This is a genomic window from Allobosea spartocytisi (genome assembly GCF_014764685.1).
GTDB classification, from domain to species: domain Bacteria; phylum Pseudomonadota; class Alphaproteobacteria; order Rhizobiales; family Beijerinckiaceae; genus Allobosea; species Allobosea spartocytisi.
Map to the genome: position 1 here is coordinate 577,597 of NZ_JACXWY010000001.1, position 12,551 is coordinate 590,147.

At 67.7% G+C, this 12,551-nt stretch carries 11 protein-coding genes; 3 read left to right on the top strand and 8 right to left on the bottom strand.

The genetic code is table 11. The annotated features are described in order from the left end of the window. Nucleotides 1-5: 5 nt before the first annotated feature. The 8 genes from IED13_RS02815 to IED13_RS02850 all read right to left on the bottom strand — a co-directional run bounded on the left by IED13_RS02815 (nt 6) and on the right by IED13_RS02850 (nt 9,267). On the bottom strand, nt 6-1,169 hold the full coding sequence (locus tag IED13_RS02815) for an amidohydrolase/deacetylase family metallohydrolase (RefSeq protein ID WP_112763369.1): 1,164 nt from the start codon (nt 1,167-1,169) through the stop codon (nt 6-8). Nucleotides 1,170-1,215: 46 nt separating this feature from the next. After that, entirely contained in the window at nt 1,216-1,788 is a 573-nt protein-coding gene (locus IED13_RS02820) for a hypothetical protein (protein ID WP_142020242.1), read from the bottom strand. 5 nt (nt 1,789-1,793) lie between these two features. Further along, the gene (locus IED13_RS02825) at nt 1,794-2,735 is read right to left on the bottom strand and encodes an N-carbamoyl-D-amino-acid hydrolase (RefSeq protein WP_191123285.1); all 942 of its coding nucleotides are present in this window, start codon (nt 2,733-2,735) and stop codon (nt 1,794-1,796) included. A 105-nt stretch (nt 2,736-2,840) separates the two neighbouring features. Beyond that, on the bottom strand, nt 2,841-3,752 hold the full coding sequence (locus IED13_RS02830) for an ABC transporter permease (protein ID WP_404801877.1): 912 nt from the start codon (nt 3,750-3,752) through the stop codon (nt 2,841-2,843). After that, nucleotides 3,749-4,690 carry an ABC transporter permease gene (locus tag IED13_RS02835; RefSeq protein ID WP_038361273.1) on the bottom strand — a complete coding sequence of 314 codons (942 nt, stop codon included), beginning with the start codon at nt 4,688-4,690 and terminating at the stop codon, nt 3,749-3,751. Before IED13_RS02835 ends, IED13_RS02830 begins: the two co-directional genes overlap by 4 nt. Nucleotides 4,691-4,798: 108 nt before the next feature. Beyond that, nucleotides 4,799-6,397, bottom strand: a complete 1,599-nt coding sequence (locus tag IED13_RS02840) for an ABC transporter substrate-binding protein (protein ID WP_112763366.1) — start codon at nt 6,395-6,397, stop codon at nt 4,799-4,801. A 216-nt stretch (nt 6,398-6,613) separates the two neighbouring features. Next, nucleotides 6,614-8,026 carry an amidase gene (locus IED13_RS02845; RefSeq protein ID WP_113252087.1) on the bottom strand — a complete coding sequence of 471 codons (1,413 nt, stop codon included), beginning with the start codon at nt 8,024-8,026 and terminating at the stop codon, nt 6,614-6,616. 11 nt (nt 8,027-8,037) lie between these two features. After that, complete coding sequence (locus IED13_RS02850; RefSeq protein ID WP_191123286.1) at nt 8,038-9,267, bottom strand: M20 family metallo-hydrolase; 1,230 nt, start codon at nt 9,265-9,267, stop codon at nt 8,038-8,040. A 135-nt stretch (nt 9,268-9,402) separates the two neighbouring features. Here IED13_RS02850 and IED13_RS02855 point away from each other — a divergent pair, with 135 nt between their 5' ends. The 3 genes from IED13_RS02855 to IED13_RS02865 form a co-directional block, all read left to right on the top strand. Then, the gene (locus IED13_RS02855) at nt 9,403-10,812 is read left to right on the top strand and encodes an MATE family efflux transporter (protein WP_191123287.1); all 1,410 of its coding nucleotides are present in this window, start codon (nt 9,403-9,405) and stop codon (nt 10,810-10,812) included. Between the two features lie 531 nt (nt 10,813-11,343). Then, complete coding sequence (locus IED13_RS02860; protein ID WP_113252221.1) at nt 11,344-12,045, top strand: L,D-transpeptidase; 702 nt, start codon at nt 11,344-11,346, stop codon at nt 12,043-12,045. 104 nt (nt 12,046-12,149) lie between these two features. Beyond that, a partial coding sequence (locus IED13_RS02865; RefSeq protein ID WP_191123288.1) for a DUF2076 domain-containing protein occupies nt 12,150-12,551 on the top strand: 402 nt, incomplete at its 3' end.

The window sequence follows — 12,551 nt, forward strand, 5'->3', positions numbered from 1 at the left end:
GAAAGTTACGCCGCGACCTTCGGGAACTTGCTGGTCCGCTTCGGGTGCCACCACTTGCCCTTGAGCACGACGCCCTCGGAGACGAACTTCCTGTCGCCGATCAGGTGTTCGCCGACCACGTCGACATAGTCGAACTTGCCTTCCTTGATCGTCAGGATGGTCGCGTCGCCGAGCGAGCCGACCTTGAGCGAACCGTATTCCGGGCGCTTCAGCGCCATGGCGGCGTTCACCGTCGAAGCGGCGACGACATTGTTCAGGCTCATGCCCATGCAGAGGAATTTCGACATGGTGGTGACCTGGTCGAAGGCCGGGCCGTCGATGCAGAGCTTGTGAACGTCCGACGAGATCACATCCGGCTCGAAGCCGTTGGCGAGCATGGCGCGCGTCGTCTTGAAGGAGAACGAGCCCTTGCCGTGGCCGATATCGAAGATCACGCCGCGCTTGCGGGCGGCCACCACCTCCGGCTTCACCGTGCCCTGCGCCGTGCAGGGGGCGTTCGGGAAGGGGCGGAAGGCGTGCGTCAGCACGTCGCCCGGCCTGAGCATGGCAAGGACTTCCTCATAGGATGGCGGCGGATGGTCGATATGGCACATCAGCGGCATGCCGACCTCTTCGGCCACCTGCAGCGCGATGTTGAGCGGCTTGGTGCCCTGGTCGCCCGAGGCATGCAGGCCGACGCGGACCTTGATGCCGACGATGTAGTCGCGGTTCTTGTCGGCGACCTCGGCGCAGTCGATCGGGTTCATCAGGCGCATGTCGCCGCTCTCGCCGACCATGACGCGGTGGTCGAAGCCGTAGATGCCGGCATGCGAGACATGCAGATAGGCGAGGATGCGCGCCTGGCTCGGCTCGATGACGTGCTTGCGGAAGCCCGCCCAGTTGCCGGGGCCGGCCGAGCCGGTGTCGACGGAGGTGGTGACACCCGACAGGCGGCAGAATTCGTCGGCATCGATGCCGAGCGAGGTGCCGCCCCAATAGACATGGGTGTGCAGGTCGATCAGGCCGGGCGTGACGATGTAGCCGGAGACGTCGCGGATCTCCTTCGCCCCCTTCAGATCCTTGCCGAAGCCGGAGACCTTGCCGTCCGTGAAGGCGACGTCGAGGATGCCGTCATGCTTCTGCGAGGGGTCGATGACCCGGCCGCCTTTGAGGATAATGTCGTGGGTCATCGAAACTACTCCGCAGGCCATTGAGCAAAGGCGATGGCGACGCCGTTCAGAAGGTGGAGGCCGGCCCCTGCCGGACGATAGAGAAGGCGCGCCCGAAATACAGATGCAATTCGGGAATGAAGAGTTGCGAAATCGTCGGGTCCTGGATCGGCGTGTATTTCGCACCGCCATCGCGGACGTCGGCGCCGCCGAGATAGGCGGTCAGGCCGCGGCCGCGGAAGGCGTCGATGCGGTCGGTGAGCCTCGCGACAACGATGACGCCGCAATCGCCCCATTCATAGGGAATCGCGAAATAGAGCTTGGCGGCGTAGCTCAGCGTGGCCTCGCCCAGGCCCTGGGCATAGCGCGCCATGGTCGCCGAGCGGCCCGCCACGCTCCTGACCTTGCTGAAGACCTCGTGATCCGCCCACCAGCCGCCGGCAGCGGCGCGCAGCGGATCGCTGGCGAAGCGAGCCGCATCGCAGAAGCGATAATAATTCTGGCCAACGCTCAGATGGACGCGCTGGACCTGGGACATGCCGCCGTTCTGGCCCTGCGCGGAGAAACCGCGCGCCGCCTGCTCATAGGTGGAAAGCTTCGGTGGGAAGAAACAATCCCGGTTCAACGGGTCGGGTGACACGGGCTTTATCCTCTCAACAAAGGCCCGGCTCCCTTGCGCTCGACGATCATGCCGTAAGCCTGCGGCTCGCGATGCTTCGCGAAGTTGAAGGTCGATGCCTTGTAGCTTTTGCCGAGATCCATGTCGCAACGGGCGATGACGAGTTCGTCGCCCTCCGTCACGGCCTGCGCCACGACCTCTCCGGTCGGGGCGATGATGCAGGAGCCGCCGATCTGATCGACACCGGCCTCCAGCCCCGCCTTGGCGACGCCGACGACCCAGCTGGCGTTCTGATAGGCGCCGGCCTGCATCACGAGCTGGTTGTGGAAGTTTCCAAGGCGGTCATGGTCAGGTGCGGGCGGGTTGTGCTTGGGCGTGTTGTAGCCGAGCACGATCAGCTCCACGTCCTGCAAACCCATGACGCGGTAGCTCTCGGGCCAGCGCCGGTCGTTGCAGATCATCATGCCGATATGGGCGTCCATCGTCCGCCAGACCGGCCAGCCGAGATTGCCGGTCTCGAAATAGCGCTTCTCGAGATTCTGATACGGCGCATCGGGCCGATGCTCCGGGTGGCCGGGCAGATGGATCTTGCGGTACTTGCCGACGATGGTGCCGGTCTTGTCGACCAGGATCGCGGTGTTGAAGCGCCGCTTGCGCCCTTCCTCATGGGCGAGCTCGCAATAGCCGAGATGGAAGCCGATCCCCAGCCGCTTGCTTTCCTCGAACAGCGGCGCCGTTTCGTTCGAGGGCATCGCCGTCTCGAAATAGCTGTCGATCTCGTCCTCGTCCTCCATCCACCAATGCGGGAAGAAGGCGGTGAGCGCGGCCTCCGGATAGACGACGAGATCGACGCCGTGCTCCTTCGCCTGCCGCATCAGCGCGATCATCCGGGCGACGGCCGAAGCCCGGCTTTCGTCGCGCTGGATCGGGCCGAGCTGGGCTGCGGCGACGGTCAGGATTCGGCTCACGGCGGGAGGCTCCGGATAATGGGGTGACAGGCTCGAAAACCACTGCCGGCGCGTCAAGCGCCGGCAGTGGTTGGCGGGGGTTGCTTCAGCGGCAGGGCTGCCGCGTCAGAGCCGCTTGGCGATGCGCGGATCGAGCGAGTCGCGCAGGCCGTCGCCGAGCATGTTCACCGCGAGCACGGTGAGCGAGAGGAAGACGGCCGGGAACAGGATGATGTGCGGCCTGACCTGCCAGAGCGCCCGACCCTCGGCCATGATGTTGCCCCAGGACGGGGTCGAGGGCGGCACGCCCGCGCCGATGAAGGAGAGGATGGCCTCGACGATCATGGCGCTGGCGCAGATATAGGTCGCCTGCACGCTCATCGGTGCGAAGGTATTGGGCAGGATGTGCTTGATGATGATGCGCGGCGCGCGCGCACCGTTGGCCACCGCCGCCTCGACATAGGGCTGCTCGCGCAAGGACAGCACCACGCCGCGGACGAGCCGGGCGACGCGCGGAATCTCGGCGACGGTGATGGCTAGGATGACGTTGCCGATCGAGCCGCGCGTCAGCGCCATCAGCGCGATGGCGAGCAGGATCGGCGGGATCGACATCCAGCCGTCGATGATGCGCATGACGATGCCGTCGGCCCAGCGCATGAAGCCCGCGAAGAGGCCGATGGCGAGCCCGGCGATCGAGGCCAGGATCGCCACGCTGAAGCCGACGAGCAGCGAGACGCGCGCCCCGTAGATGACGCGCGAATAGATGTCGCGGCCGAGCATGTCGGTGCCGAACCAGTAGAGCTCCGAGGGCACGCGCGTGCGCCGGCTGGGCGAGATCGCCGTCGGGTCGACGGTGCCGAGCAGCGGCGCGAACAGGCCGATGAGCGCCATGAGGACAAGGAGCCCGCCGCCGATCGCGACCGAGGGGTGGCGGCGCAGATAGCGCCCGAAGCGGACGAGCTTGCCGGGCCCGGCGGGCTTCGCCGGGGCTGCGGGGGCGGCGATACCGTTCGCCGGAATGGGATGCTGCAAGGTCAATAGCGGATCCTCGGGTCGACGAGGGTGTAGGTCAGGTCGATCAGCAGGTTCACGAGCACGTAGACCAGGCTGAACATCAACACGACGCCCTGGATGACGGGGTAGTCGCGCCGCAGGATGGCATCGACGGTGAGCCGGCCGAGACCGGGAATGGCGAAGACGCTCTCGGTGACGACGGCACCGCCGATCAGCAGCGCGATGCCGATGCCGATGACGGTGACGATCGGCACCGCCGCGTTCTTGAGCGAGTGCAGGAAGAGCACGTCCTTCTGCGCCACGCCCTTGGCGTTGGCGGTGCGGACATAGTCCTGCTGCAGCACCTCCAGCATGGTGGCGCGGGTGATGCGCGCGATCAGCGCGATATAGACCAGCCCGAGCGTCACCGCCGGCAGGATCAGGTTCTTGAGCCAGGGCCAGACGCCCTGCGAGAGCGGCGTGTAGCCCTGCACCGGCAGCCAGTCGAGCTTCAGCGCGAAGATCCAGGCGAGCAGATAACCGACGACGAAGACGGGCACCGAGAAACTCAGGACGGCGAAGGCCATCGCGCCCTTGTCGATCCAGGTGCCGGCCTTCCAGGCGGCGATCACGCCCATCGGAACCGCGATCACCACTGCGAAGATCAGCGTCAGCACCATCAGCGAGAGCGTCGGCTCGACGCGCTGGGCGATGAGCTGCGTCACCGGCAGGTTGGTGAAGATCGAGGTGCCGAGATCGCCTTGCACGACCCGCCACGACCATTCGCCGAAACGGACCAGATAGGGCCGGTCGAGCCCCAGGCTGGCGCGGATGCGCTCGACATCGGCCGGCGAAGCCTGGTCACCGGCGATGATCGCCGCCGGATCGCCCGGCGCGATGTACAGCAACGAAAATACGAACAGCGCAACGAACGCCATCACCGGGATGGTCGCGACGATGCGTCTGACGACGAATGCAAGCATGGGGCTGTCCGAACCTCGTTCAAGTCTGACCAGGGGCCACGGCCGGAACGGATGTCCCGGACGCAGCAGGGTGAAGCGTCGAGGCGGCCACCGCCGCCCCCGCCATCGTCAGGCCTTTGACACGCCCCAGAAGAAGGGCAGCGGGCCTGAAACCACGCCCGAGACGTTCTTCCGCCAGGCCTGATAGCCGAGGTAGAAGCCCGTGGGCGCATAGACGACATTCTCGACCGCCGCCTTGTTGAGGCGGCCGAGCGCCGCCTTCTCCTCGGCAAGGTCCTTGGCGTTGAACCAGTTCGTCACCTCGGTCTCGACCGCCGGCACGTCGGGCCAGCCGAACCAGGCCTTTTCGCCATTGGCGCGGATCGCGGTGTAGGCGGCCGGATTGATGCAGTCGGCGCCGGCATGCCAGGTGTGGAACATGCTCCAGCCGCCCTGCCCCGGCGGCGTCTTCTGGGCGCGGCGGGCGCCGACGGTGCCCCAGTCGGTCGCGACGAAATCGACGTTCATGCCGATGCTCTTCAGCAATTCGGCGGTGACGTCGCCCATCGACTTGGTCGCCGCCATATCCTGCGCCACGACGCAGACCACCGGCTCGCCCTTGTAGCCCGATTCCGCGAGGAGCTTCTTGGCGGCGGCGACGTTCTTCGCCTTCATCATCTCGCCGCCCTCCTCGGTATAGAGCGGCGTGCCGGGCGTGAAGAAGCCGCCCAGCTCCTTCCAGAGCTTGTCGTCCTCGCCGACGAGGGCGCGCATGTAGTCTTCCTGGTTCAGCGCGGTCATCACCGCCTGGCGCACCTTGACGTTGTTGAAGGGCGGGAAGAGGTGGTTCATGCGGAAGGAGCCGATATTGCCGAGCGGATCGCCGATATCGACATTGATGTTGGCATTGCCCTTGAGCACGGGCACGAGGTCGGAGAGCGGCGTCTCCCACCAGTCGACCTCGCCGTTCTGCAGGGCTGCGGCCGCCGTCGCGGGATCGGGCATGATGACCCATTCGACGCGGTCGACGAGGATGTTCTTGCCGCCGGCCAGCCAGTCCGCCTTCTCGGAGCGCGGGACATAATCAGTGAACTTCTCGAAGACGGCCTTGGCGCCGGGAACCCATTCGTTCCGGGCGAACTTCATCGGGCCGGAGCCAACGAATTCGGTGATCTGCGTGAAGGGGTCGGTCTTGGCGATGCGCTCCGGCATGATGAAGGAGCAGGGCGCGTTGTTCTTGGCGAGCGCCAGCAGCATCTTCGGGAAGGGCTGCTTCAGCACCCATTTCCAGCTCCGGTCGTCGACCGGCGCAAGTTCGACCTGGATGGCGCGGAGCATCAGCCCCATCGGATCGCGGGCGGACCAGCGCACCAGGCTCTGGACCACGTCCCTGGCCAGGACCGGCGTGCCGTCATGGAATTTCAGGCCCGGCCGCAGCTTGAAGGTCCAGGTCAATCCATCGGCCGAGACTTCCTCGGACTCGACCATCTGGCGCTGCGGCTGGAACTTGGAATCAATGCCGTAGAGCGTGTCCCAGACCAGCGCCGCGGCATTGCGGACGACATATTGCGTCCCCCAGATGGGGTCGAAATTGGCGAGGTTCGCCTGCGGTACGAAGCGCAGGGTCTTGGCCGCCGCGCCTTGCGCCAGGGCCGGCATCGCCAGCCCCCCTGCCGCGGCAGCAACGCCGGCACCGGTCGCGGATTTCAGAAACGTCCTGCGATCCATCATTCTCTCCCCTGTGTGGCAACCTCTGAGCGGGCGGCCTTGGCGCGAGTTTGGGCAGAAAAACTCTCCCTGACAACACGCCGAAGACGCTCCTTCAGGCAGCGCGGTCGCCTGCAGGGTTCGTGCCAGAGCGGCGCAAAACGACGAAAGGGCCGGAATATCCGGCCCTTGGCGTTGGATCGCGCGGCAAAGGAGCGACCGCAGAAAAAAAGCCGGTTAAATCGGTTTGATCGGCTGATCGACGCGGGCGAAGGGTTTTGCCTGTTCGAAGGCGGCAGCCGCCCGCAACACCAGCGCATCGCGCCCGAAAGCGCCGACGATCTGCAGCCCCGCCGGCAGCCCGGCCGCGGTCAGGCCGCAAGGCACGGAGATCGCCGGCTGCTGGGTGAGGTTGAAGGGGTAGGTGAAGGGCGTCCAGCGGGTCCAGTCATCGCCATAGGCGCCATGCTCGGGCGTGTTGCGGCCCACCGAGAAGGCCGGCAGCGGCAGGGCCGGCGTGAGCAGCAGGTCGAAGCGGGCGTGGAAGCGGGCCATGCACAGCGCCAGCGCGTTGCGCTGGTTGAGCAGCGCATCGACATAGGCCGAGGCCGGAATGCGCTCGCCTTGCCCGGCGACGGCGACGAGGCCCGGATCCATCCGCGCCCGACCGGCAGCATCGGTGTCGCGCAGTGCCAGCGCCGCGCCCGATGCCCATAGGGTGATCAGGGTTTCGATCGGATCGGCGAAGCCGGGATCGGCCTCCTCGACCGTCGCGCCGAGCTCGGCGAAAAGCTGTGCCGCTGCGCTCGTCAGCGCCGCGATCTCGGGATCCACCGGCACGTCGAGGCCGAGCCGCGGCGACCAGGCGACGCGCAGGCCCCTCAGCCCGCCCTTGAGGCCGTCGACATAGTCCGGCGGCCTTCCCGTCATCGCCGTCATGTCGCGCTCGTCGGGCTGGCCGATCACCTGCATCGCCAGCGCCGTATCGGTCACCGTGCGGGTGAGCGGGCCGAGATGGGCGAGGAAGCCCATGGTCGAGATCGGCCAGGCCGGCACGCGGCCATAGCTCGGCTTGAGCCCCACGACGCCGGTGAAGGCGGCAGGGATACGGACCGAGCCGGCCCCGTCGGTGCCGATATGGATGCAGCCGAGATTGAGCGCCGCAGCCGATGCCGCTCCCGCAGAAGAGCCGCCCGGCCCCGTGCCGATGTTCCAGGGATTGCGGGTGATGCCGGTGAGCGGCGAATCGCCGACACCCTTCCAGCCATATTCCGGCATGGTCGTCTTGCCGAGAAAGACGGCGCCGGCTTCACGCAGGCGGGCCGTGGCCGGCGCATCCTCCGGGAAGGGCGCGTCGGAGGCCACGGCGGAGCCGCGCCGCATCGGCCAGCCGGCGACGGCGATGTTGTCTTTGATCGTGACCGGCACGCCGTCGAGCGGGCCGGTCGCCTCGCCCTTGAGCCAGCGCGCCTGCGACGCCTCAGCCATGGCGAGCGTCGCCGCCTCGTCGCGATGGACGAAGGCGTTGATCTGCGGCTCGAAGCGCTCGATGCGGGCGAGCGCGTCCTTCGCGACCTCGACCGGCGACACATCCTTGCTGGCGTAGAGGGGGCCGAGCTCGGCGGCCGAGAGCGAAGCGATCGTCGTCATGCGGGAGATCCTCAGGCGTTCGCCACGCGCCAGGCGGTGGCGAGCAACACATTGGCGCCGGCGACCATGTCTTCGTCGGTGCTGAACTCGGCCGGGTTGTGCGAGAGCCCGCCGATCGAGGGGATGAAGACCATGGCAGTCGGGCAAAGCCGCGCCATCATCTGGGCGTCGTGGCCGGCGCCGGAGATCATGCGCCGGATCGGCAAGCCGAATTCGCCCGCGCTGCGTTCGACCTCGGCGATCAACTCCTCGGCGAAGGGCGTCGCCGGGAAGCGAGCGAGATCGCGGAAGGTGATGGCGATGCCGTCGCGCTCCGAAAGCTCGGCGCAGAAGCGGCGCACCGCCTCCTCGGCCTGGGCGAGCGGCGCATCCTGCGGATTGCGCAGGTCGAGCGTCATCACCACCGTCTCGGGCACGACGTTGACGTTGCCGGGCTGCACGCGGATGACGCCGGAATTGGCGAGCTGGTGCGGGATGGTCTTGGTCAGCTCGTTGGCGAAGATGTTGATGCGCGCCGCCGCCAGCCCCGGATCCTTGCGATAGGCCATCGGCGTCGTGCCGGCATGGCTCGGGCGGCCCTTCAGCGTCAATTCCAGCCAGGTGATCGCCTGGATGCCGGTGACGGCGCCGAGACCGCCGCCCTCGTTCTCGAGGACCGGCCCCTGCTCGATATGCATCTCCAGATAGGCATGCGCGGGCAGGAAGCCGGGCCGCTCCGCGCCTTCGTAGCCGATGCGCTTCAGCTCGGAACCGAGGCCGACGCCTTCGGAATCGACTTCGCGGTGGGCGGCCTCGACGCTCATCCCGCCGGCCCAGACATAGGAGCCGAGCATGTCGGGATGGAATCGGGCTCCCTCCTCATTGGTGAAGGCGATGACGGCCATGTCGCGCTTCGGCGTGAGGCCGGCATCGCGCAGGGCCGCCAACACCTCGACGCCGGCCACGACGCCGAGCGCGCCGTCGAAGCGCCCGCCGGTGCCGACCGTGTCGATATGCGAGCCCATGATGACGGCGGGTCCATCGAGCTGGCCCTTGAGGATGCCGACGATGTTGCCGATCGCGTCGATGCGGGTGTCGAGGCCGAGCGTCTCGAGCTGGCCGACGAGCCAGTCGCGGCCCTGCCTGTCCTCATCGGTCAGGGCGAGACGGCGGCAGCCGCCCTCCGGCGTCGCGCCGATGCGCGCCAGATCCGCCAGCCGCGAGGTCAGCCGCGCGCCGTCGATCCGCAGATTGGTGCTCATGAACGACAACCCTCCTTGCCTAGCGCGAGGCAAGATGCAGGCCGCGTCCCGGCTTGTCGACCCGCCCGGCGCGCAGCCGCCCCCCTGCGCGGGTGGCTGTCTGCGATCGGCAATCGCGGGTAGAAGCGGAGCGCCATGTCAACCGTCGCCGCAACCCCCGCCCGTTCCCATCCCTGGCTCACCGAGGCCCGGGCCATGCTCGCCCTGAGCTGGCCGATGGTGCTGACCAATGTCGCGCAGACAGCGATGACGGCCACGGATGTCGTGATGATGGGCCATCTCGGCCCGCAGGCGCTGGCGGCCGGCGCGCTCGGCAGCAATCTCTACACGGCCTTCCTGATCTTCGGCATCGGCGTGATGAGTGCGGTCTCGCCGATGATCGCGATCGAGCTCGGCCGCAACCGCCATGCCGTGCGCGACCTGCGCCGGACGGTGCGGCAAGGCTTCTGGGCGGCGGCGACGATGGCCGGCCCGATGTGGCTGGTCCTCTGGCAGGCCGAAGCCATCCTGAACGCGATGGGGCAGGATCCGGCGCTGTCGAAGGCGGCCGCATCCTATGTCCATACGCTGCAATGGGGGCTGCTGCCCTTCTTCTTCTATCTGTGCCTGCGCGGCTTCGTCGCGGCGCTGCAGCGGCCGCGCTGGGCCTTCATCGTCGTGCTCTTCGCCGTCGCCTTCAACGCCTTCGCCAACTGGTGCCTGATGTTCGGGCATCTCGGCTTTCCGGCGCTGGGCCTGCCGGGCTCCGGCCTCGCGACCGCGCTGTCCTCGGCGCTGATGTTCGCCGGCCTCGCGCTCGTCGTCTCGCTCGACCGGCGCTTCCGCCGCTACCACCTGCTCGGGCGCTTCTGGGTGCCGGACTGGCCGCGCTACCGGACCTATTGGCGCATCGGCTTCCCGATCGGGCTGACGGTCGCCTTCGAGGTCGTGATCTTCAACGGCGCCGCCTTCATGATGGGCCTGTTCGGGGAGAGCCCGCTCGCGGCGCATGCCATCGCGATCCAGATCGCCTCGCTGACCTTCATGGTGCCGCTCGGCATCGGGCAGGCCGGCACGGTCAGGGTCGGGCGCGCCTTCGGGGCCGGCGACAGCGAGGGTGTCCGGCGCGCGGGCGCCACGGCGCTGTTCCTCGCCCTGAGTTTCATGGCCTCGACCGCGCTCTTGATGGCGCTCGCTCCGCAATGGCTCGTCGCGCCCTTCCTCGACGTCTCGAAAACCGGAGCCGCGGAGGTCGCCGGGCTTGCCATGACGTTCCTGTTCTACGCCGCCGTCTTCCAGCTCGCCGACGGGGCGCAGGTCGTCGGCGCCTCGATCCTGCGCGGCCTCGGCGATACGCGGCTGCCGATGATCTTCGCCGGCCTGGGCTATTGGGGCATCGGCCTGCCGCTTTCGGCAGCACTTGGCTTCCTCACGCCGCTGGCCGGACGCGGCATCTGGATCGGGCTCGTGATCGGCCTCGCGGTGGTGTCGGTGATGATGCTCGGCCGCTGGTGGTCGCGCGAACGCCTCGGTCTCGTCGCGCCCACGCGGGCGGCGGCCTTCTGAGTTCGTCACCCCGTCGCTTCGGCTGCCGGGCGGCTTTCGGCGCGATCACAATCCGTTGTTCGCCAGAAGCTGCCGGGCGCCCCGCGTAGCGGAAACGGCCGATGAGCATGTCTCTGGCGCATGCCTCCCGGCCATTGACGGGATAGTCACGCCGGAAAAGCAATCCATAGCGACCGCGATAGTCTTTTATTAACCCTGTGACGGTCTCCTAGGGCCGCAGAAGAATCGCTTTTCCAGCGCCGGAAGCGGGAATTCTCGCCAAGCGGGGGATTCGCCGGGCGTCGTTGTGGCAGCGCGGGAACATTGTTGCCCATACGCAACAGGCGCGGCTTGCCACAATTCCGCCACACGGTATTCACCCCGCAGCCATCTCCGGTTCCTTGAACCGGAACAAGCGACGGCGCAGGGAATTGTGTGGTCGCCTTCCGCCAGCTACCGCCCGCCCGTCCAGATCGAGTTTTCAGTCCAATGTCTTCCGCCCGCCACGACGCCTCTCCCCTCGCCCGGCCGACCCGCCGCGTCTTCGCCGCGATGACACCGCTGTTCCTGGCAGCCTGCGTCAGCCAGCGACAGCAGCCCTATGAGGTGCCGACCCCGCGGGCGCGCATGGTCAGCCCGGAATATCTGGAGATGTATGGCGAGCGGCCCGACGAAAAGTTCCCGCTGCCGGCGACCGACGTCTCCGAGGTCAATCCGCGCTTCCTGCGCCAGATCGTCTCCTACCAGACCGCCGAGCATCCCGGCACGATCGTCGTCGATACCGACGCTCACTTCCTCTATCTCGTCCAGCCCGGCGGCAAGGCGATCCGCTACGGCATCGGCGTCGGCAAGCAGGGCATGTCCTGGCGCGGCCGCGCCACGGTGCAGCGCAAGGCCGAATGGCCGCGCTGGACCCCGACGCCTGATATGATCCGCCGCGACCCGAAGAAGAACGGCCCCTGGGCCGGCGGCATGCAGGGCGGCCTCGACAACCCGCTCGGCGCGCGCGCGCTCTATCTCTACCAGGGCGGCCGCGACACCCTGTACCGCATCCACGGCACCTCGGAGCCGTGGTCGATCGGCAAGTCGATGTCCTCCGGCTGCATCCGCCTGTTCAACCAGGACATCATCGACCTCCACAGCCGCGTCCCTGCCGGCACGAACGTCCTCGTCCTCAACCGCGGCACGCTGGTCGCGCCCGACGGCGACGAGGCGCCGCCGCCGGACGACTACAGCCCCGACGGCGACTTCTGATCGCAGCGCGCGGCATGCTGCCGCGCTCCGCCTTGATACCGTCACAGGGCAGGCCCACCTCTTGAGGGCGGCGCATCGGCGCCGTCCAACCAGAGGAGATGACGATGACGCCGCAAGAACGCGACGTGATCGCCGGGATTTTCGATCGGCTCAAGCAGGCCGCCACCCAGCCCCGCGACCCGGAAGCCGAAGCCTTCATCGCCGAGCGACTGCGCGAGCAGCCCTATGCGCCCTATGCGATGGCTCAAGCCGTCTATGTGCAGGAGCAGGCGCTGACCAACCTGCACCAGCAGGTCGAGAGCCTGCAGGCGCAGGTGCGTGAGCTGCAGAGCCGTCCCACCGAAGCGCCTCAAGCCTCGGGCGGCTTCCTGTCAGGCATTTTCGGCGGCGCTCCCGCGCAGCCGCGTGCCGGCTCCGTTCCGCCGGTTCCGCCCCGCCCGGAGGGGCAGCCCTCTTCCGCCTGGACGAATGCGCCGGCCGCCCAGCCGATGCAGCCTCCCCCGCCC